Source organism: Bacillus sp. SD075, from assembly GCF_017355165.1.
Taxonomy (GTDB): Bacteria; Bacillota; Bacilli; order Bacillales; family DSM-1321; genus Peribacillus.
Map to the genome: position 1 here is coordinate 11,910 of NZ_JADILK010000048.1, position 22,480 is coordinate 34,389.

Sequence of the window (22,480 nt, forward strand, 5' to 3'; positions counted from 1 at the left end):
GTTTTGTGAGGAGGTGATGTAAAAGAAGTACGATAGACTGCGAGTGTTCTAGAATGAAAGGCTTTTATTTTACTATTTTATGCAAACGTTTTCTTAAAATTGCATGAATATTATGAGAAAAAGGGAGAGTCGGTAGACATGAAACGTAAAAAATGGTACGGGGGAATCTTTACTGTTTTATTAATTTTTAGTGTGATTTTGGCTGGATGCTCTTCTTCAACTGGTGGAAACAGCGACTCAAAGGATGTCGTGACGCTGGATATATTTCAATTCAAGGTAGAATTCAAGTCGCAATTCGAGACATTGGCAAACCAATATGAAAAGGAAAATCCAGACGTGAAGATCAAGGTATCGACAGTAGGGGGCGGAAATGATTATAAATCAGCCATTACGGCAAAGTTCGCTTCAGGTGAGGAGCCAGCGGTTTTTAACATTGGCGGACCGGTAGATGTCGAACAATATAAAGATAGATTAACAGATTTAAAGGACACGAAGGCTGCTGCTGCAGCACTTGACGGTACTTTGGATGGCGTGGAAGAGGACGGGCAAGTCCTTGGACTTCCATTTAACCAGGAAGGATACGGCTTGATTTATAACAAACGGATATTTAAAGAAGCCGGTATTAATCCTGATGAAATTACAAGTTATTCAGCCTTAGAGGCGGCAGTTAAGAAAATGGATTCACAAAAAGATAAATTGAAGATCGATGCAGTTTTCGCTTATCCGGTCAAAGAGAAGTGGGTGACAGGAAACCATTTATCCAATGTATTCTTAGCACCGGAGTTTGATGGGAATGTGTTAGAAGCAAGCAAGGCTCCAACGGTTAAATTCACGGATGGTGACAAGTTTAAGCAACTGGTAGATATTCAAAATAAATATTCCGTCCAGCCGACAGCGAGCCTCGATTACTCCCAGCAAGTGGAAGAGCTGTTCTCGCTTGAAAAGGTTGCGATTATTCAGCAAGGTAACTGGGTGTATAACACAGTGTATGATATGGACCCTGAGTTAGCTGAAAAAGGAATTGGCATCATCCCGATTCCAAATGGAGACTCTGCAGGCATGCCGGTCGGCGTACCGAACTATTGGGCAGTGAACAAGAAATCGGATGAAAAGGTACAGGAGGCAGCGAAGAAGTTCCTCGACTGGATGTATACATCCGAAGAAGGGAAAAAAGCCGTTTTGGAAGATTTTAAATTCATTCCTGCTTATGAAGGATATGATGTAGAAAAAATTGCCGATCCAATTTCAAAAGAGATTTATAAATACTCCCAAGAAGGAAACACGATTGGTTGGGTGTTTAATGGATATCCGGTTGGTTGGAATGATGACCTTGGGGCAAGTGTCCAAAAATACGTAACCGGTAAATTGACTTGGGAAGAACTTGTCCAACAGAACATTGAAAATTGGGAGAAGATCCATAGCAAATAAGTATTGGGAAATGCAAGTGACCAATCGGCATGATAAGCGTGTCGATTGGTTGTTCCTAGTTATAAAAAAGTCCATTAGGGGTTCCTCAATAAGGGATTCAGCAAATAACCCAGTCATGATCTAAAACCCATTAACAATTAAATCATTTCAAGGAGGTCGGTTTCGTTGAGGAATCGGGATGCCGCATATTGGCTGTTTTTGACACCTGTTCTTGCTGCACTCATTTTGGTTGTGATCGTGCCACTCATCTATGGATTTTATTATTCCTTTACGAATTGGAACGGTTTAGGTACGCCGGATTTCATCGGACTTAAGAATTATATAGACTTGTTTACTGATAAAGGGTTCCTAGATACATTTTGGTTCACCATTAAATTTTCCGTAGCTGCAATTGTGGTAATCAATGTGATCGGATTAAGTTTGGCCCTCATCGTGACTTCGAAAATTAAATCAAGCAACATACTGCGGACAATTTTCTTTATGCCCAATTTAATCGGCGGCTTGATTCTAGGCTTTATTTGGCAGTTCATTTTCATTAAGGTCTTTGGTGCGATTGGTGATTTGACTGGGATCGAAGCATTCAATGGATGGTTATCAACGACTGATACAGGTTTTTGGGGATTGATCATTTTAACGTCTTGGCAAATGGCTGGATATATCATGATCATTTATATTGCCTATCTGCAGGCTGTTCCTGAAGACTTGATCGAAGCGGCAAAAATTGATGGAGCTAACAGCTTCCAGCGTTTTCGCCATATAACTTTTCCACTAGTGGCACCTGCTTTTACCGTCAGTTTGTTTTTGACGCTTTCCCACTCGTTCAAGATCTATGATCAAAATCTTTCTTTGACGAATGGAGCTCCCTATAATTCAACTGAAATGGTTGCGATGAACATTGTAAAATCCGCTTTCACCGAAAACGATATGGCATATGCACAGGCAAAAGCCGTCATCTTTTTCGTAATCGTGGCGGTCGTTTCGCTGACACAAGTCTATTTCAATAAAAAACGGGAGGTTGAGCTGTAATGAGGGGAAAATGGAAATTGTGGCTGATTGGATTCATCGGATTCATTTTGGCCATATTATGGCTCACTCCGTTTTATTTAATGCTTGTCAATGCCTTTAAAATGAAACGGGATATATTTGCCGATACACTGGGACTGCCTGAAACCTGGACATTCGAAAACTTCATTCAAGCTTTCGAGCAATTGGATTTCCTCCGGACTTTATTCAATTCTTTATTGATATCGGGCATCAGTGTAGTCATCATCATCATTTTTTCAGCGATGGCAGCATACGCTCTTTCCCGGAACAAAAGTAAAATAAGTTCCCTGCTTTTCTTTGTGTTCGTTGCAGCCATGCTGATCCCGTTTCAGTCTGTGATGATACCGCTTGTTGCCCAATTCGGACAGCTTGGGATGCTGAACAAGGCCGGCCTGATTTTCATGTATTTAGGTTTTGGCTGCAGTCTTTCCATATTCCTATATCATGGTACCTTAAAAGGGATCCCCATCTCACTTGATGAGGCAGCAAAAATTGATGGTGCTAACCGGTTTCAAGTATTTTGGTATATCATATTTCCATTATTAAAACCGATGTCCATTACAGTTGGGATCTTAAATGTCATTTGGATATGGAATGACTATTTGTTGCCATCCCTTGTTATTGGCGGTGCAGGATCTGAGACCATTCCACTTAAATTATTCTTCTTTTTCGGTCAATATACGAAGCAATGGCATCTCGCCTTGGCCGGACTTACTTTATCCATCATTCCAGTCATCATTGCGTACTTTTTTGCTCAGAGGCAAATTATCAAAGGAATTGCAGATGGAGCCGTTAAATAACTATTTAAATATAGGGAATATTAAACCATGTGCGGTGAATGGGGAGTGTTGATGAAATTGTCTGTTACCATAAAGGACGTTGCAAAAAAAGCGAATGTCGCTCCATCAACGGTATCGCGTGTAATCCATAACAGCCCGACAATCAGTGAAAAGACAAAGCGTAAAGTACGCAAGGTATTAAAGGAAATGGGCTATCATATGAATGAAAATGCCCGGAACTTAGTCACGAAGTCAACTAAGGCCATTGGGATCGTTATGAAAAGTTCGGCGAGGGAATCACTTTATAATCCCTTTTTTCCAGAAGTGATTCGAGGCATCGGGGATTTCTGTAATAAAGAAGGGTACAGTCTTTCTCTGACAACCGGCGAGACTGAGGATACCATCTTTGAGGATGTCGTGAAAATGGTTCAGGGCAGAAGAGTGGATGGAATGATTGTTTTATACTCTAAAAAGGAAGATAAAGTGGTGCCGTATTTATTAAAGCAGGGCTTCCCGTTTGTTTTGATTGGGAAGCCCAGTATGAATATGAGCGGTATCACATTCATTGATAACGATAATGTTCTAGCGGCCAGGGAAGTATCGGAGTTCGTACTCAGTCTTGGACATGAGCGAATCGCCTTCTTAGGGGGCAGTCCCGAGTTTGAGGTGATTCAAGACCGCTTGACAGGCTTTCAACATGCGATGGAACAGGCCGGATTGAATGTACCACAGGCATATATCAAATTGATTCCTTTAAATCGAACGGATGGAATTAACGCCATTGACGAATTGCTGGAATTGAAAGAGGCTCCAACCGCTTTTTTGGTTATGGATCTTTTATTGGGTGTTCTATTGCTGGGAGTGTTAGCTGAAAAGAACTTGAAAGTCCCACAGCAAATAAGCGTCGTCTGTTTTAACCACTCAGAATTCATAGAATTTTTAAGTACGCCGCTGACAACGGTTGATATCCATACGTATCAGTTAGGGTATGAGGCAGCAAAATGCGTGTTCGATTTAATTGCAAATCCGGAATTGATGGAAAAGAGCATTATGATTCCTACCAAAATCATAAAGCGTGAGTCGCATTTTGCTGCCAAAAAGGAAATTAAATGAAAAATGTAGAAATGTTTTACCAATTAAAGCTTGATTTTTGATAACATAAATTTACAATATAGATTATCACTACTATTTTTGAAAATTCATACTTTCTGGAGTCGATAAGTATGTTCTTATATTTTGATCAACCCAAACGCAAACGTTTGCGAATAAAGAGGTATTAGTTACACATACAAAGCAAGTTGCCATGAAATGAATCTTGAATGAAGGAGGTTATTCATGAGAGTCCTAGTATGGAATGAGTTTCGCCATGAGAAAACAAAGCCTGAAGTAGCCGAAGTATATCCTGATGGAATCCATGGTACAATTGCCGGGTTTTTACAAAGTGAGCAGGTCGAGGTAACGACGGCCACTCTCGATGAAGAAGAGCATGGGTTAACTGAAGAAGCACTGAAACGAACTGATGTACTTCTATGGTGGGGGCATGTTGCCCATGATGAAGTTCAGGATGAAATTATTGCAAGGGTCCAAAAGCGAGTACTCGAGGGAATGGGGCTCATCGTCCTTCATTCTGGTCATTTTTCAAAGATCTTCAAACGATTAATGGGTACGACTTGTGATTTGAAATGGCGGGTGGCGGATGAAAGGGAACGGCTCTGGGTTGTCGATCCCAGCCATCCCATCGTTGATGGAATCGGAGAATATATAGAGCTTGAGAAGGAAGAAATGTACGGGGAACATTTTGATATTCCTGCACCAGATCAATTAATATTCGTCAGTTGGTTTGAAGGAGGGGAAATATTCAGAAGCGGTTGCACGTATCAGCGGGGAAAAGGGAGGATTTTCTACTTCCGTCCAGGTCATGAAACCTATCCTACCTACCATAATCCGGAGATTCAAAAAGTAATTAAGAATGCCGTTGATTGGGTCAAGCCGGAATTTGGAATGGTAACGAACTATGGGAAAGCCGAACCGTTGGAATCCATCTCAGGCAAAGAGATGAAGTGAAGGAGAGAACAAAATGGGCAAAGTGAAGGTAGGAGTCATTGGATGCGGGAGTATCGCAAAAAACAGGCATTTTCCGGAGTATGATGCACATAGGGAAACTGAGATCATTGCCGTTTGTGATATTGTGCTCGACCGGGCGAATGCAGCCGCACAAAGGTATGGCGCGCAAGCATATACTGATTATATAGAACTTTTGAAGAATGAGGAGATTGAAGCGATCAGTGTATGTACACCGAATTACCTGCATGCACGCATCACAGTTGCAGCCTTGGAAGCTGGTAAGCATGTCCTTTGTGAGAAACCAATGGCTACTTCTTTGGCGGACGCTGAAAAAATGAATGCAGCAGCAGCTAAAAGTGGCAAAATACTAATGATTGGACATAATCAGCGTTTTGTTCCCTCACATCAAAAAGCGAAACAGCTTATTGAGAGCGGGAAGGTAGGGAAGGTCTATAGTTTCCGGACGGCATTTGGACATTCAGGGCCGGAAACCTGGAGCGTGGACGGACTGGAAAGCTGGTTTTTTAAGAAAGATCAGGCAGTCATTGGTGCAATGGGCGATTTAGGCGTTCATAAAGCTGATTTATTACGTTTTATCCTTGGTGAAGAATTTGTTGAAGTGGGAGCCTTTGTGGAAACGACTGCCAAGAAAAATACAGACGTCGATGACAGTGCGGCATGTATCCTCCGGACGGAGAGCGGTATCATCGGAACTCTTACCGCCAGCTGGTCTTATGCAAAAGAAGACAATGCTACAGTCATTTATGCGGAAAAAGCGGTATTGCGCCTTGAAGACGATCCGAAATACTCACTGATCATCCATCATGATAATGGAAGGACAGAAACCGTCCAATTAGGAAGCATCCAGACTAATGACTCAGAAGGACAGCATGATTCCGAAGTAATCAGCCACTTTGTAAAATGTGTGGTGGACAATAAGGAACCTCTTGTCTCAGGAGTTGAAGGTTTAAAATCACTCAAAGTCATTCTTGGCGCGATGGAATCAAATGCATCCCGAAAAATCATCCGCTTATAAAGGGGTTAAAAGTCATCATGTACAAATTAAAAATGGGTATTATCGGTGCTGGCGGAATTGCCCAAAAAAGGCATATCCCAGCTTTTCAAAAATTTCAAGATAAGGTGGTATTATACGCCATCCAGGATATAGATGAAATGAAGGCGCGTGAAGTGGCGCGTGAATTTCATATCGAGAAGGTTTTCACCAATTATGAAGAAATGTTTGCTGAAGTGGATGCCGTAACGATTGCAACGCCAAACAAGTTCCATGCGGAGATTTCCATTGCTGCTCTGCAAGCGGGTGTACATGTGTTATGCGAAAAGCCAATGGCCATCACGACGGAGGAATGTATAGCCATAACCGAGGCTGCAAACATATCGGGTAAAGTTTTATCGACTGCTTATCATTACCGCTTCATGAAGGAAGCCCAGGCTGCAAAGAAAATGATTCAGGCCGGTGAAATAGGTGAACCATATGTAGCGCGTGTACAGGCAATTAGACGGCGTAAAGTCCCTGGCTGGGGAGTGTTTACAAGCAAGGAGTTGCAAGGCGGGGGAAGCGTGATCGATTACGGCTGCCATTTGCTTGATTTGGCGTTATGGCTGATGGATGACCCAGAACCGATTGAAATCGTAGGTTCGACATATAATTATGTCAGTAAGGGTGTCGATCAGGTCAATTTATGGGGGAATTTCGATGCCTCGGTATTTGAGGTGGATGACCATGCAACGGCATATATCAAATTTGCCAACGGGGCATCTCTATTATTCGAAACATCTTGGGCAGCGAATATCCGTGAAGAAGCAACTGTTTTGAGTTTATCCGGAACGCAGGGCGGACTTGATGTGTTCCCGTTGGTCTTGAATCAGGCTAAGCACGGCATGCTTCTAAATAGTGAGGCAGTATGGATGCCAGGGGAGGATACACCAGACCTGCAGCAGGCAGAGAACTTCATTAATAGCTGCCTGGGGTTGGCGGAACCATTGGTAAAACCATCGGAAGCCACGAAAGTTTCAAAAATAATCGAAGCCATTTATCGAAGCTCGGCAAGTGGGAAGGTCATGAGCATAAATTAATGAAAAGGTGAGGTGGGGCTTGTGAAATTAGGGGTTTTTACAGTGCTATTTGCTCAAAAATCATTCGAGGATATGCTTGATTATGTCGCGGATTCCGGGTTAAAAACAGTTGAAATCGGTACAGGCGGGTATCCAGGAAATATCCACTGTCCGCTTGATGAACTGCTGGAAAGTGAAGAAAAACGTCAAAAATACCTCGAATCCGTTCAAACAAGAGGATTAACAATCAGTGCATTCAGCTGCCACGGCAATCCAATCTCTCCAGATGAAGCATTCGCTAAAGAAAGTGATGAAACACTGATTAAAACAATCAAGCTTGCATCCTTACTGAACGTCCCGGTCGTCAATACCTTTTCCGGTACAGCTGGTGATCACGAAGGAGCTAAATATCCAAACTGGCCTGTCGCCCCATGGCCGCATGAGTATACTGATGTGCTGAAATGGCAATGGGAAGAAAAATTGATCCCCTATTGGAAAAAAACAGCCGCCATAGCCGATGAGCACAATATAAAAATCGGACTTGAACTGCATGGGGGCTTTCTCGTCCACACACCCTACACCTTGTTAAAACTGCGGGAAGCTACATCTGATGCAATAGGCGCCAATCTTGATCCAAGCCATCTTTGGTGGCAGGGCATCGAACCAGTCGGGGCCATCAAAATCCTAGGGAAAGCGGGAGCAATCTACCACTTCCACGCTAAAGACACATACTTGGATCAGGACAACATCAATATGTATGGATTAACCGACATGCAGCCATATGGAAATATCCAGAGCCGGGCCTGGAACTTTCGCTCTGTTGGATGCGGCCACAGCCTGCAAGAGTGGTCCGATATCATGAGCGCCCTACGAACATACGGTTACGATTACGTCGTCAGCATTGAACATGAAGATCCGCTGATGTCAGTTGAAGAAGGATTTCAACGGGCCGTAACCAATCTGAAAACTGTACTCATCAACGAAAGCCCAACTGATTTATGGTGGGTATAGTTTGTAGCCGATAACGAGCAGCCTATTGCAGGTTGCTTTTTATTTTGACCCTAACTTGTGAAAAAGTAACATACGAGTAAATTGCAAAGTTACGAATAAAAAAGCAAATTATTGTTGGAAAAACTCTTTTGAAATTAAAAAAAGATGCCCCCGGATATTTGGGGGCATCTTTATTATCATCTTCGCCTTGGAGTATAATCCAGCTCCTTAAATAGTTCCGTCAATTCATCCTCGGTTAGATCACGCCATTGTCCGATCGCTAGTCCGTCCAAATGGATGTTCATGATCCGGATTCGATGCAAATCACGGACTTCATAGCCTAGTGCAGAGCACATACGGCGGATTTGTCTGTTCAATCCTTGCATTAAAGTGATGTTAAATGTATATTTGGTCAACTGTTCAACCTTGCATGGAAGTGTTTTCGTATCCAAAATCTCCACTCCGGATGACATATCTCTAATGAAGGAAGCGGTAAGTGGCTTATCCACGGTTACGATGTATTCTTTTTCATGTTTGTTTTCTGCACGAAGGATTTCATTTACGATGTCTCCATCATTTGTAAGGAGGATCAGACCGCTTGAGTCTTTGTCCAGCCGTCCGATATGAAAAATACGAAGCGGATGATTTACAAAATCAACGATATTCCCTTTAATGTGTTTTTCCGTCGTACTTGTAATCCCTATCGGTTTATTCAGTGCAATATAGACATTTTGCTGTTCCACTTTTATCGGATTGCCATCTACACGAACATCATCACCGGGTTCAGCTTGACTGCCGAGCTCAGCCACAGTGCCATTAATCGTCACACGGCCCTCGGCTATCCATTTGTCTGCGCCCCGTCGCGAGGTAATTCCGGATTCACTGATATATTTATTGATCCTCAACTATAGCACACCTTTACATTCAGATTTTCTTCTTTAAAGGATAACGTAAATCATGGTGCATAGACAAGGGGAAAAGCCAAGAATGCATTGTTGAAGAGTATTACTGGATTACATGTTCTTCGTGACAGCTGCCGGATCTTCCTTTTTCCTTTTGCTTGTCAGGTAGACGCCAAAGAAGACAAGGAGACCTCCTAGGATTTGGACGATAGTAATCGCATGCCCTAAAATCAGGCTAAGAATGGCGGTAAATGCTGCAATCAGATTTAGATAAATCCCAGCCTGGCTGGCATTGATATGACGAAGGGAAATATTCCAGAAGATAAAGGAACCGACAGACGGGAAGATTCCAATATAAAAGAGACCCGTGATGGCTGTACTGCTTAACTCAAGGTCCATTCCCGACCCAATGGCGAATGGAGCGACGAGAATCAACCCGAGAAATACGGAAACGGCAGTAGCTGAGATGGTCGGAATGTTTTTCAGTTTTTTACCGATTATTGAATAGAAGGTCCAAACGAGAATCGCGAGGATCATCAATAAGTCGCCTTTATTGTAATTAAGCTGGAAAATATCCAGAAGGTGTCCTTTTGTCAAGACCAATAAAACGCCGAATAAGGATATGATAAGTCCGAGTGCATGGAGGGATGAAATTTTCTCCTTTAACAGCAATGCGGAAAAAAGAACAAGTAAGGCAGGGTTCATGGAATTGAAAAGAGCGGCATTCATGGAAGTTGTATAGGTCAGAGCCCAATAAAGGAAAAAATTATAACTGATGATTCCCAGCACACCCATGATTAATAGTAATTTCCAGGCTTTCCATACACCCTTCCAGTCTGGCTTTTCAATCCATTGGGCTAAAGGAAACAATAAGAAAACAGCTATTAGCCATCGGATAAATGTTAGTTGGATCGGGGAAAGTTCGGTCACAACGTATTTTCCGAAAATGTAATTACCGGCCCAAAACAAATTTGCCAAGATAAGAAATAAAATAACAATAGATTTTTTCATCAGACTGCCTCTTCCTTAATTGGTGGAATATTCACTGAATAAAATAAAACAGAAGTACTTATGCAATATAGGGAGCTTAGTAGTCAATTTTTGTTCAAGGATGGACCACAGAGTACAAATAAAGAAAAAGAAAAGGCCGTTCAAATTGACCTGAACAGCCTTTTCACATCTATATTAAGCGAAAATGGCACTAATTTCGGCGATTTCATCCATGGTTAGATCGACATCCAATGCTTGTAAGTTGCGTGTGACCTGTTCTGGTTTTTTCGCTCCGGGGATCAGTACATCTATCGAGTGCCGAGTTAAATACCAAGCTAGTACCACATCGGCGACATCGGTATGCTTCCTGTTGGCGATTGCCCGTACTTCTTCCACTTTTTGCAGGTTGCTTACAAAGGCTTGTCCTTTGAAAAGCGGACTTTTTGCCCGGCCGTCCTCGAATGTTGATTCCTGATTATATTTGCCGCCGAGCAGACCGGAAGCAAGCGGGAAATAAGGAATGAAGGAAATATTATTTTCGGCTGTATATGGCAGTAGGTCTTGTTCTGCCTCCCGTTTGAATAGATTGTATTCGGATTGCAGGACATCGACATATCCGTCTTTATTCGCTTCTTTCAATTGTTCGTATGAAAAGTTCGAGACGCCGATTGACTTGATTTTGCCTGCATCCTTCAATTCCTTCAAGGCACCTACTGCTTCATCTTTAGGGGTATCATCATCAGGGAAATGGATATAAAATAGGTCGATGTAGTCTGTTTGGAGCCTTTTTAGACTCGAGTCCACGGCTTTTTGCAGAAAAGCTGGAGAGTTATCAAAGACGATGTTGCCATCGACAAATTTGTGTGCCCCTTTAGTGGCAAGGACTATATCTTTGCGTTTGCGACTCTCTTTAAGGATTTCACCTATAAGTTCTTCTGAACGCTCAGGACCGTAAATGTAAGCTGTATCCCAAAAGGTAATTCCCTCTTCTAATGCCGTTCTCAAAATATCCCTTCCTGTATCCTCGCTTAGATTAGGGAATAGGTTATGTCCGCCAATTGCATTCGTGCCAAGACCAATCGGATTAACAAAAAGATCTGTTTTACCAATACGGGTTTGTTTAGACATATTACTTATCATCTCCTTTGACCCCATCATAACAAAAAGTGGATGTGGATTTCCAAAATAAAGCAATGGTGGCGTGTGAAAAATAAGCAGATGATCCGTAAAATCACCTGCTTCCTCCATTAATATAATGTATCGATTTCCAACTCCTCAGCTGGTGCCGTTTGTCCGATTTGACTGAGCAGAAGGCCAAAGGCTGTACCGACGAGAGCAGGGATGATCCACTCCATGCCGTAGGCAGAAAGGGGAAGGACATCACTCAAGGTTTGCACGGGTCCTAATTGTAAACCGAATGCATTCAGTCCATCTATCAAGGCGAAAACTCCCGTGAAAGTCATTGCACTGCGATAAACCTTCTTCGGGTTTTTGAAATGATTGCTGAAGAATGTCAGGATAATCAGGACGATCGTTAACGGATAAGCCATCACAAGGAATGGTACCGAGACTTTTAAAATTTGATTCAGACCCATATTTGAAAGGATGAAACCGACGATTGTTACAATCAGAATGACGGTTTTGTAGTTCAGATTGGGGAAAAGTTTTGAGAAATATTGTCCGCAAGCAGTCGTCAATCCAACGACTGTGGTGAAGCATGCTAAAGTGAAAATGATGCCGAGAAGGGCCCTCCCGCCGGTTCCAAGTAAAAGGATGGATGCGACGGTGAGGATATCCGTTCCATTTTCGAATGACCCATCAGCTGCCATGCGTGCTCCCATTACTCCTAAGGAGATATAAACTAAAGAAAGCAAAACACCAGCGATAAGCCCCGCTTTTACTGTATATCTCGTCAATTGTTTTCGTTCGGAAATCCCCCTTTGCTGGATTGAAGTAAGGATGACGATCCCAAAAGCCAAGGCAGCTAGGGCATCCATCGTGTTGTAACCTTCAATGAACCCTTTCGAAAATGATCCTGCAGCATATGCTTCGGTTGGAGGCTGGAATGGAGCATCAAGCTTTACGAACCCAACGACACAGAGAATGACCATGGACAATAGTAGAACGGGTGTGATCCAGCGTCCCATGAAGGTTTCCATTTTTTCTGGATTCAATGAAATGGCATAAACGATGATGAAAAATATGGTAGTGAACATGAATAGAAATATTGATTGATTCATTGAGTCGCCAAGATACGGCTTGAAGCCCATTTCATAGGCAACATTCGCATTCCGTGGAATGGCCAGAAAAGGCCCGATGCTTAAATAGATGACCACCATGAACAACGTGCTGAATAAAGGATGTACACGGGCACCGATGGTTTGTGCCCCGCCTTTAACAAGGGAGACTGCAAGAAGCACCAAAATTGGCAGGCCGACTCCGGTGGCGACAAAACCGGCAATGGCTGGCCAGAAAGAAGTTCCCGAAGATGCTCCTAAAAATGGAGGGAATATGAGATTCCCCGCTCCGAAGAACATTGAGAAAAGCATAAGGCCGATAAATAATGTGTCTGTTTTTTTCATGGTGATTTCTCCTTTTTAAAAAATGATAACTCTCGCCGACTGGCCTGAAAAAGGCAAATTAAAGTGTTTTTTTGCAAATAAAAAACTCGCCCCTGAAAATCAGGGACGAGTTTGTGCTCGCGTTACCACCCATATTCCGCACTTCAAAGAAGCTGCGGCACTCAGTCAACGTACGAATTCATACGTGATCCATTGTAACGGCGGAAACCCGTCAAAGCCTACTGCATTTTCAGCTTTGCATCTCAGAGATGATTTTCGGATAGGCCTTGGACATCGACTTCCACCACATGTCGACTCTCTGTGGAACAGGGTTCTCATCTTACTCTTTCTCTTCATAGATTTTATAATATAAAGATAATTTAGCAAATTCAGATTATAAAGTCAACATAATTTATCATTAATCCTTTTAAAGGAGCAGGAAATTAGTCCCCAGTTGGCGAAACTTCCTTTATCAAGAGTGTTTTTTGAAAAAGAATAGGATATTACTCCCTATTATCTTTCTAATCGCAACTATATTATAATAGAAGGCAGTACACTAAAGGAGACAACAGTATGTCTGAAAATAAAAAATTAAGCCTCGCGGATGCAGTCAAACAAAAACTGGCTCAAAAGCAAGCGGGATCAAGTAAAGATAAACTGGAAACAGGCGTTGTGAAGAAAACGAAACAGCTTAAAAGCCAGTTGACAAAAAAGCCGAATAACCAACGTAAGCGTACAGGGGTATAATCCTAATTTGTCAAAGGACAACGACTGTTCGGAGCTTATCAGAGAGCAGTTACCTTTCATGAATGAGGGTACTGCTTTTTTATATGAACGTAAAAATAGGGATTTAGTAATGGGTGAGGCAGAGTGATTTTGTTTTTTACCGTTTTATAGGTAGTTGAAGGGCTGGGCATCTGGTAATTTAGAGGCATAAAGAATGATTTGCTCACTTCTATCTGATATGTGGTAAAACTAGAAAAAACATTTTTTTTCTAATATGGAAATGACATCTTTGTATCGGTTTGTTAAAAACATTACAGTTCCGTTTGTTTCTGTTTTAAAATTGTAAGAGTGGTGACATGTTGTTACCATATTGTTTTGCTAAAATAATATTTTAAGGTTTTGTAAATAATATTTTAACTAAAGGAACCTATAAATTGAATGATAGGTCTACTAGAAGGGCTTATAGAATCAGTGATGATCCTTTAATTGAAAATATGAAATATATCGGGGGAATAAAGATGGACGAACGGCTGATCGGGAAAAAATATTATGAAACGATGATTGAGGATTCAAGGAAGCATCCCATTCAAGCTTTGGGTGAAATGTTTCTCGTGGAACAAAAAAAGGAAAGAGCGGATTTAACCGCAATTCGATTTGCACAAGGAGAAGTATATTTTCAGCATCATGACTATGAAGCAGCCATTTTTAAATGGGAAAACATAGAAGGGGAGCTTGGTTCATGGGCGAAGAAAAACATCGCTGATGCTTATTTTGAACTGGAAATGTATTCAACCGCAGAGGATATCTATAAATCCGTCGATACGAATGAAACGGTCTTGAAAACAGAGGTTCTTTTGCAGCTTTTTTCCCTGTACATAGTGGAATCGAGAAATGACCTGGCTTCCAAAGTCGTGAAAGAAGCAGTCGAGTTTCAACCGGACTACCCGAATGTCACGGAAATCGCACGTGCCTTTTTTGAAGAACAAAAGGATTGGAACAGTGCAGTGGTATTAGCGGCGAATGAAAGTATCCGTACAGAATCAATGGGCTGGTTCGATGTGCTGAAAACGTATATCCAGCAGGGGGTTGCCCAATCGATGGAACCGGATTATTTTTCAACTGTCCTTGGTTCGCTATACACACTCGACCAGGAACGGTTCGAAAAGGTGACGGTTGCCCTGTGGAAAAATTATAAATATACGGATTCTTATTTCGAATGGCTAAGAGTGATTAATAACTTGATAGATACCCTCGAATTAAACCATGCGGATGTATGGGATGAGCTTTCCGTCTATTACAGGGATGCATATGCAGGTCTGTTAGAAGGAACGCACCTAATCAAAGATTTAAGCCCTGTTGTGCCAAGGTTGCTGGAAAACTGGCTCAAAATCGCGGATGGGGAGCTCTCGCTGTTTGCGGCGGCATCAGCGTTGTCCTGGAATGAAATCTTCCCGGATACGATCAATGCGCTGGTCATTCAGGATGCGGAAAGCCTGCTTTCGAAATCTCCTAAATTGGGAGGCGGACTGGAAGCGGGAGAGAAACTGTTCAATTCCATTATCCAGTGGGCTGAAGATAATGATTTAAGGGTTGGCAATAAGCTTAAATGGATGGTCGAGGGGCTAAAGGATACCGGGAATTTCAATCTTCTTCTTGTAGGAAGTACAGGAAATGGCAAGACATCCTTTATTCAGTCAATTGTTGGCGAGAGCATTGCCGCTGAAGATCATTCGTCACTAGTCAGTGTCAAAGACGGGGATGATTTGGAAATCCTTGAAATTACCGATACAGATAGAAAAGTTGTCATGGAGCTAACTGAATTGGATGAAACACGCCGCCAGCGCGGGACTATTGTCGATGTGACGATCATCAGTGACTATCTAAGAAATAACCGTCTGCGATTATTGGATACACCGGGGTTCAATGGGGAAAAAAGTGTGGAATCCGATTTCCAAGGCTATTTACATGGCAGTGATGGTCTGATGTTCGTTCTTGATGCCCGGGCGCCTTTCACTGGCAGCGAACGGGATCTGTTATTGGAAATTCAAATGATGGCACCGAAACTGCCGATTCATTTCTTATTAAATAAAATGGACACAATATACAGTGATCAGGTCGCAGTCCGGATGGAAGATGAAACATGGGATAAAGTGAATGCCTATTTCCCGAATGCGAAAGTATTCGCTTTCTCCAAACTTTATGACAGCAAGCAGCAATTGAAGGACCTTTCAGCCTTCCTTCAATCGAATTATCAAGATGATAATTGGAAGGAAAGAAGATCTGAAAAAATCCTAGCCTTCATTCGTAGGACTTTATCTTATCTGTTAGAAAAACGTGCAGCCAATGAGCGGAAATGCGAGCATTCCATCTCTTGGAATGAACAGATGGAAGTCAAGCTGAATGGGGCGGTCAATCAACTGGCTGATTTGGAAAAAGAAAAAAGTGAAAATATCACAAGGTCGTATCGTCTGCTTAAGGATGAAGTGAAAAATCAGCTTTCTACTAAAATTCCTGAATTACTGAGGGATTGCTCTAAATCGTTAACGGAAAGCAGTGATTTCAGTCAGGTCCATGTACAGTTAAACCAGGAAATGAATGAGCGGATTCAAAACTTCATTTCTGATAAGATCATGCCTCAATATTACCGTTCTCTTCAAGACTGGATTGCCAGTTCCCAAATGGAGTTCTCACAAAGCCAACAGTTTATGGATGAGATGAGTGCCGGATTCAATGAATTATACAAAGAAGAAAGGATTATGCTGGCAGGTGACTTCAGGGTATTGGATGACTGGCGCCGTGATGCCGACCGGATGACAAGCAGTATCCGCATCGAAAACGTTAATATCCTTTTGCGCAGGACTCCATCACAATTGCTGCTTAAAGGAGCAGGGAAGCTGTTTGGAGCGATACCGCAAAATAAAGCCAATATGTATAATCGTTATAAGAAATACCTGGAAAGTGAAGATTATTTGGATGTTGCCGAAATGATCACGGAACGTTTCCTTACCCAATTTGGATTGTTTGAAAAATCTTTGGATCGGGACATCTCACTTTTCTATCGCAGTTCATTTGCCTTACTTCAAAAAACGATAGAGCAAACGCAGGCTGAAATTAAAGACTACCAGGCTGCATTGGAGCATATGAAAGAAAATCCGGAAGTTTACCGTGACCCGATCACTTTGTTCGAAGTGAAATTAAGACAGTTGGAGAGGCTTGAAAAAATTGAGAAAAAGCGTCTAGCCCAGCTTCAAAGAAAATGAAAAATAACAGGGAACATTTGAAATATTCAAAAATCTATTGACTTTACGACTATATCCCTATAAAGTGTTAATTACGAAAACGTAAAACAATATATCTCTTATCAAGAGTGGCGGAGGGACTGGCCCTAAGATGCCCAGCAACCGTTCCATTAGGAATTGGTGCTAAATCCTGCAAAACAGAAATGTTTTGACAGATAAGAGAGGGACAAGTCTGCAAAACAGCCGATTAAACCTCTCTATATTAGAGAGGTTTTTATTTTGGGATTTACACCAACTTAACTTATAAGAATAATACGAAAATATGGAGGGAAACAAGATGAGAAGGTCTATTAAAGGGATATTCATTTCAGCCATCGCTTCGGCTTTGCTTTTAACGGGTTGCTCTACGGGACAGAGTTCCACAGAATCGAAGAAAGAAGAAAAAGTATCTTTTGAAAATGTTCCGGAAAGATTTGCTGATGGGGATGGAGCCAAAATCAAAGTGATTCGTAAAATTGGCGGTGATGACCATACGGCCCAATATCTGGCGGGGGCAAAAGAAGAGGGAGAAGCACTGGGATTTCAAGTGGATACATATACAGCTAACGGTGATACGGCTAAATTCCATGATGCGATAGCGCAGGCTTTGGAGGAAGATTACGACGGCTATATCATTTCCCATGGTGATGATGCAGCAACTGTGAATGACGTTCAAAAGTTGGTTGATGCAGGTAAAAGCGTTGTCACATTCGATTCAATAAGCGATCTATCTAAAATAGAAGGCGTGACATTAACCTCACAAGATGATGAAGCATTGGCAACACTGGCTTTTGATAAACTGATAAAAGAACAGAAAGGTGAAGCGGCAATTGCATATCTTTGGGTGGACGGTTTTCCTCCAATGGTAAGAAGAAATGCAGTCTATCAGGAAAAATTAAAAGAAAATCCCGGGATTAAAGAAGTCGAAAGATTTGGAGTGGCATCTGCTGATACTTCGGTTCAGACACAAAATGCCGTAGCCGCAATGCTGAATAAATACCCTAAAGGTAAATTGGATGCCATTTTCGCAACATGGGATGCCTTTGCAATCGGTGCAGCCAGGGCGATTAAAGAAGCGGGCCGCGATGAAGTGAAGATATATGGAATTGATGTATCCAATGCAGATCTCCAGGAAATCCAAACAGCAGATAGTTCGTGGTCCTACACGGCAGCAGTCGATCCCAAGTTGATAGGTGCAGTGAATATGAGGATATTGGCTAAAAAATTAGCGGGTGAAGAAACGCCGAAAACATATGATCTGGAGGCATCACTTATTTCACAAACGCAAATCCAAGCTTCAAAAGAAGCGGTAAACATGGCAAACCTGTCTGGTATTGTCGAAGGCTGGGGTGTATCGACGGAATTTGAAGAAGAATGGATGAAGGTTTTGAAAGATCATTATAAAAAGTAAAAAGAGACACTCTCTTTCCGGTAAGGGAGTGTCTGTTCAATAAGGGGGAATGGACATGGGCACACATCTAGAAATGAAGAAGATTTCAATTGAATTTCCGGGGGTAAAGGCGCTGAGTGAAGTTGATTTTTCCGTACGATCAGGAACAGCACACGCATTGGTCGGTGCAAACGGAGCAGGGAAATCGACGTTAATGAAAGTATTATCGGGAGCCCATGTTCATTATTTAGGTGACATTTTTATTGATGGGATGAAGCGGGATATCCGCTCGCCAAAATCGGCTCAGGAACAAGGCATTCAAATTGTTTATCAGGAAGTGGATACCGCCCTCATCCCTTATTTAACGGTTGGGGAAAATGTAATGTTGAATGATATGGTCCAAAACATGGGGGGGAAACAGAGAGTCCGATGGAAAGAGCTGCACAATCAAGCCGATTATATTCTTCAAGATATGAAAATTCGTGTCCCTTCGAAAAAGCTGGTAAGAGATCTTACTTTGGCTGAAAAACAGATGGTCCTGATAGCAAGAGCCGTTTCGACAGAATGCAAATTCCTGATTCTCGACGAGCCAACTGCTCCGTTAAGCCATACGGAGACCACAGAACTTTTTCGAATTATAAATGAATTAAAGCAAAAAGGCGTGGGAATCATTTTCATTTCACATCGTCTGCCTGAGATTTTTGAAATCTGTGAGGAAATTACAATCATGAGAAATGGGAAGCGTGTCACTTGTCGAAAAAACGAGGACATAACCAGTACCGAAGTGGTAGAGAACATGCTCGGGAAAACCATGGATGAACAGTTTCCTGAAGTGAATACTTCGATTGGCGACGTAATTCTGGAAGTGAAGGGATTGTCAGATGCCGGTAAAGTGAAGAATGTTAGCCTGAATATTAAAGCAGGCGAGATAATCGGCTTGGCAGGTTTGGTCGGGGCTGGGAAAACGGAGCTGTGTAAAACCCTTTTTGGTCATACATCGATCACAGCGGGAGAAGTCATCCTGAATGGTCGAAAGCTTTCTTTGAAATCACCGTATGAAGCAGTAAAAAGCGGTCTGGCACTTGTACCTGAGGAACGCAGGAAAGAAGGGGTCCTTGTCCAGGAATCAGTCTCGGCGAACTTGACTGCAGCCAGTCTCGACAAATTCTGCAAGACGTTCAGCTTCGTGGATCGTAAAGCGGAAAAGGAAAGAGCGAAAGAAATGATCGTAAGCCTTGGCATTAAGACTCCTTCAGGGGAAGCGAATGTCGAAAACCTTTCAGGTGGTAATCAGCAAAAAGTTGCCATTGGAAAATGGCTTATGGCCGATGCGGATGTATACATATTCGATGAACCAACGAAAGGGGTCGATGTTGGAGCCAAGAAGGATATATTCGAATTGATTGCAAAGCTTGCAAGGAATGGGAAAGCGATTATTTATGCATCATCCGAACTTTCCGAAATCATTGGCATTACCAACCGGACATATGTGTTATATGACGGGAGCAATGTCATCGAATTAGAAACGAACAAAACGAATGAAGAAGAACTATTATTCTATTCAACAGGAGGAAAATAGAATGAGCATACCCATTCCTGTTACACAGACAGCGAAAGCGAAGAAAAAGGTGGAGCTATTCGACTTTTTCTATAAATATGGCACAATATTGACGATTATCATTCTGATTGGAATTTTTGCCGTGTCCAATCCATCTTTCATTCAAACTACTAATCTGATCAACATCCTGCGTTCCATTTCAATCGTGACCATCATCGCGATCGGCATTACGATATCCCTGACCGTGGATGGCTTCGACCTTTCTGTCGGCTCCGTAGCATCATTGGCTAATGCCATCGTCATATCAGTGTTTGTCTGGTTTTCCCAGGATACATTTATCGCCATATTGGCAGCGGTCGGTGCCTCACTTGTCGTAGGGGCTTTGAATTCATTCATGATCGTTAAATTAAGAATTCCCGACATGCTGATGACATTGGCCACCATGTTCATTATCCAGGGAATTGCCCTTACTTATACCAAGGGGGCCACGGTCTCGCAAAATATGGTCATGCCCGACGGAACATTCGCATCAGGACTGATCAGCCCGTTTTTCGCCAAAATTGGCCAGGTACCATGGATAATCCTGATCATGGCAGTCATTGTGATAGCGACACATATCTTTTTAACTTATACGAAGCACGGCCGTTATATGTACATTATCGGAGGAAATAAGGAAGCAGCGAGACTTTCCGGGATATCGGTTAATAAATACAAAATCCTTGCCTACCTGCTTTCAGCTCTATTTGCTGCAATCGGGGGGATTGTTCTAGCTTCAAGGGTCATGACATCTGAAATCAATTCGGGGTCCCCCTATTTAATGGATGCCGTTGCAGCAGCCTTCATTGGTTCCTCCGTTTTAGGAGCGGGAAAACCGAATGCCTTTGGAACCTTTGTAGGTGCAGTCCTGATTGGAATCCTTCAAAATGGGCTAATCATGATGTCCGTTCCGTATTATGCGATGGATATCGTCAAAGGAACAGTGCTGGCCCTTGCGCTCGCGGTAACCTATTACAAACAAAAACACTAAAATGACAGATTTTGAAGATTGATAAAATCCTGTTGGATATGCAACAGGATTTTTCCTTTTCTAAAAGGGACGGGTCATGGATATGAATTTTCGCATCTTCATCATTTTACTTTCGCTAAAATGGGGACAGGAGGACATTTGCTCCCTCATTGGAGGAGTATAAGCGGTGATCCCCGATAGCAAAATTTTATAGAGAACTTAACAAAGTCTTAAAGATTTTATTTAAAATGTAAGTAAAGGGGAAGAAGAGAAGATACGGGTAGTTTACTATACTAAAGAAGGAGACGATGAGTGATTCCACAAGAGACGAATACGGAGGTAATTCAAGGAAAACATATCATTGGAAAACTATCAAAGTGGTTAACAGGGTGTTCTAGCTACGATACACCTTCCTATTTAGGGGCAGAATCTTCTTATATTATCAGCTGCGACCAATCTTTGTCGTTCAGCTCTTTTTCTTATGGGTTTAAAGGGACCGGTAGTTGCATAAGATTTTTTTTACTTTATAATTAGTACCAGGTATTAATATCAGTTATAGAATTGATGCAATTCATAACACGAGGTGGTTATTTTATGTTCAAATCCAAAGCACGTATTACTGCGATAGGTTCTTATGTTCCAGAAAAAAGGTTAACAAATAAGGACTTAGAAAAGATGGTTGAAACCAATGATGAATGGATTGTTAAGCGTACTGGTATTAAAGAGCGAAGAATTGCACATGAAGAAGAGTTTACTAGTGATATAAGTTATAAAGCTGTAAAGGATTTAATGGAACGGTATGATAAATCTGTCGAAGATGTTGATATGATAATTGTCTGTACCTTTACACCTGATTTCAATACTCCAAGTGTAGCTTCTTTAGTCCAAGCAAAGCTAGGTATTAAGAATACTGGAGCTATTGATTTAAACGCCGCTTGTGCAGGATTTACTTATGGATTGCATGTAGCTAACGGTTTAGTAACATCTGGGTTAAACAAGAAAGTTCTTGTTATTGGAGCTGATACTTTATCTAAGATTATGGACTATGAAGATCGAGCCACTTGTATTTTATTTGGGGATGGTGGAGGAGCAGTTCTTGTAGAATATGATGAAAAACAGCCAAGTTTTATTTCTTCACATTTATATTCGGAAGGAGAAGGCGGAAAAAATTTATATAGTACAAACCTATCGACACGTATAAATGGTGAAGACTTGAATAATAGCGGTAACCTTGTACAAAATGGTCGTGAGGTTTATAAATGGGCTGTTACTACTGTTCCAAAAGGAATGCAAACTGTGATGGAAAATACTGAATTTCATTTGAATGATGTTGATTGGTTTGTACCTCATAGTGCAAATTTAAGAATGATTGAGTCAATATGTGATAGAAGTGGCTTTCCAATTGAGCGTACTTTATATAGCTTAGTGGAGTACGGAAATACTTCTTCAGCAACGATACCATTAGCTTTAGACCAAGGAGTAAATGAAGGAAAGCTCAGTGATGGTGAAAAGATTTTATTATATGGTTTCGGTGGTGGATTAGCACAAGCAGGATTGCTTATCGATTGGACCCTGTAACCCTTTTTTTCTGCTGCTGATCAACCGCTTTGTTCTTATTTATCTAAAGGGACAGTTTAAGTTAACAAGGATATTAAAATAATAAAAGACACCGTACTAATAGGTACGGTGTC

18 protein-coding genes, 1 riboswitch and 1 other annotated feature are annotated in these 22,480 nt (G+C 41.8%); of the genes, 14 read left to right on the forward strand and 4 right to left on the reverse strand.

Going from position 1 to position 22,480, the window contains the following annotated elements; translation table 11 throughout:
• The first annotated feature begins 138 nt into the window (after positions 1-138).
• The 8 genes from IOC57_RS21540 (at position 139) to IOC57_RS21575 (ending at position 8,399) form a co-directional block, all read left to right on the forward strand.
• The gene (locus IOC57_RS21540; RefSeq protein ID WP_207440612.1) at positions 139-1,428 is read left to right on the forward strand and encodes an ABC transporter substrate-binding protein; all 1,290 of its coding nucleotides are present in this window, start codon (positions 139-141) and stop codon (positions 1,426-1,428) included.
• 165 nt (positions 1,429-1,593) lie between these two features.
• The gene (locus IOC57_RS21545) at positions 1,594-2,454 is read left to right on the forward strand and encodes a carbohydrate ABC transporter permease (protein ID WP_207440613.1); all 861 of its coding nucleotides are present in this window, start codon (positions 1,594-1,596) and stop codon (positions 2,452-2,454) included.
• Entirely contained in the window at positions 2,454-3,272 is an 819-nt protein-coding gene (locus IOC57_RS21550; protein ID WP_207440614.1) for a carbohydrate ABC transporter permease, read from the forward strand. The genes IOC57_RS21545 and IOC57_RS21550 overlap by 1 nt, the downstream gene beginning before the upstream one ends.
• Before the next feature lie 57 nt (positions 3,273-3,329).
• Positions 3,330-4,364 (forward strand): LacI family DNA-binding transcriptional regulator, encoded by a 1,035-nt coding sequence (locus tag IOC57_RS21555; protein ID WP_207440628.1) that lies wholly within the window; start codon positions 3,330-3,332, stop codon positions 4,362-4,364.
• A 222-nt stretch (positions 4,365-4,586) separates the two neighbouring features.
• The gene (locus IOC57_RS21560; protein WP_207440615.1) at positions 4,587-5,315 is read left to right on the forward strand and encodes a ThuA domain-containing protein; all 729 of its coding nucleotides are present in this window, start codon (positions 4,587-4,589) and stop codon (positions 5,313-5,315) included.
• A gap of 13 nt (positions 5,316-5,328) precedes the next feature.
• Positions 5,329-6,351 (forward strand): Gfo/Idh/MocA family protein, encoded by a 1,023-nt coding sequence (locus IOC57_RS21565; protein WP_207440616.1) that lies wholly within the window; start codon positions 5,329-5,331, stop codon positions 6,349-6,351.
• 17 nt (positions 6,352-6,368) lie between these two features.
• Entirely contained in the window at positions 6,369-7,409 is a 1,041-nt protein-coding gene (locus IOC57_RS21570) for a Gfo/Idh/MocA family protein (protein WP_207440617.1), read from the forward strand.
• Between the two features lie 21 nt (positions 7,410-7,430).
• Complete coding sequence (locus IOC57_RS21575; RefSeq protein WP_207440618.1) at positions 7,431-8,399, forward strand: sugar phosphate isomerase/epimerase family protein; 969 nt, start codon at positions 7,431-7,433, stop codon at positions 8,397-8,399.
• 176 nt (positions 8,400-8,575) lie between these two features.
• On the opposite strand, the gene rluF is transcribed toward IOC57_RS21575, so the two are convergent.
• The 4 genes from rluF to brnQ all read right to left on the reverse strand — a co-directional run bounded on the left by rluF (position 8,576) and on the right by brnQ (position 12,852).
• Positions 8,576-9,283 (reverse strand): 23S rRNA pseudouridine(2604) synthase RluF, encoded by a 708-nt coding sequence (gene rluF, locus IOC57_RS21580; RefSeq protein ID WP_207440619.1) that lies wholly within the window; start codon positions 9,281-9,283, stop codon positions 8,576-8,578.
• Positions 9,284-9,391: 108 nt separating this feature from the next.
• Positions 9,392-10,291 carry a DMT family transporter gene (locus IOC57_RS21585; RefSeq protein ID WP_207440620.1) on the reverse strand — a complete coding sequence of 300 codons (900 nt, stop codon included), beginning with the start codon at positions 10,289-10,291 and terminating at the stop codon, positions 9,392-9,394.
• Positions 10,292-10,465: 174 nt separating this feature from the next.
• Positions 10,466-11,398, reverse strand: a complete 933-nt coding sequence (locus IOC57_RS21590; protein ID WP_207440621.1) for an aldo/keto reductase — start codon at positions 11,396-11,398, stop codon at positions 10,466-10,468.
• 119 nt (positions 11,399-11,517) lie between these two features.
• Positions 11,518-12,852, reverse strand: coding sequence for a branched-chain amino acid transport system II carrier protein (brnQ, locus tag IOC57_RS21595; RefSeq protein ID WP_207440622.1), 1,335 nt, complete (start codon positions 12,850-12,852; stop codon positions 11,518-11,520).
• A gap of 98 nt (positions 12,853-12,950) precedes the next feature.
• Positions 12,951-13,197, reverse strand: a binding site (T-box leader).
• A 207-nt stretch (positions 13,198-13,404) separates the two neighbouring features.
• On the opposite strand from brnQ, the gene IOC57_RS21600 reads away from it, so the two are divergent.
• The 6 genes from IOC57_RS21600 to IOC57_RS21625 all read left to right on the forward strand — a co-directional run bounded on the left by IOC57_RS21600 (position 13,405) and on the right by IOC57_RS21625 (position 22,367).
• Positions 13,405-13,578, forward strand: coding sequence for a hypothetical protein (locus IOC57_RS21600; RefSeq protein WP_164468807.1), 174 nt, complete (start codon positions 13,405-13,407; stop codon positions 13,576-13,578).
• A gap of 497 nt (positions 13,579-14,075) precedes the next feature.
• The gene (locus IOC57_RS21605) at positions 14,076-16,817 is read left to right on the forward strand and encodes a GTPase domain-containing protein (RefSeq protein ID WP_286185101.1); all 2,742 of its coding nucleotides are present in this window, start codon (positions 14,076-14,078) and stop codon (positions 16,815-16,817) included.
• Positions 16,818-16,912: 95 nt separating this feature from the next.
• Positions 16,913-17,018, forward strand: a riboswitch (SAM riboswitch).
• A 115-nt stretch (positions 17,019-17,133) separates the two neighbouring features.
• Positions 17,134-18,246, forward strand: coding sequence for a sugar ABC transporter substrate-binding protein (locus IOC57_RS21610; protein ID WP_207440623.1), 1,113 nt, complete (start codon positions 17,134-17,136; stop codon positions 18,244-18,246).
• Positions 18,247-18,301: 55 nt separating this feature from the next.
• Positions 18,302-19,804 carry a sugar ABC transporter ATP-binding protein gene (locus IOC57_RS21615; protein WP_207440624.1) on the forward strand — a complete coding sequence of 501 codons (1,503 nt, stop codon included), beginning with the start codon at positions 18,302-18,304 and terminating at the stop codon, positions 19,802-19,804.
• Position 19,805: 1 nt separating this feature from the next.
• Positions 19,806-20,810, forward strand: coding sequence for an ABC transporter permease (locus tag IOC57_RS21620; protein WP_207440625.1), 1,005 nt, complete (start codon positions 19,806-19,808; stop codon positions 20,808-20,810).
• 573 nt (positions 20,811-21,383) lie between these two features.
• The gene (locus IOC57_RS21625) at positions 21,384-22,367 is read left to right on the forward strand and encodes a ketoacyl-ACP synthase III (RefSeq protein WP_207440626.1); all 984 of its coding nucleotides are present in this window, start codon (positions 21,384-21,386) and stop codon (positions 22,365-22,367) included.
• Positions 22,368-22,480 lie beyond the last annotated feature (113 nt).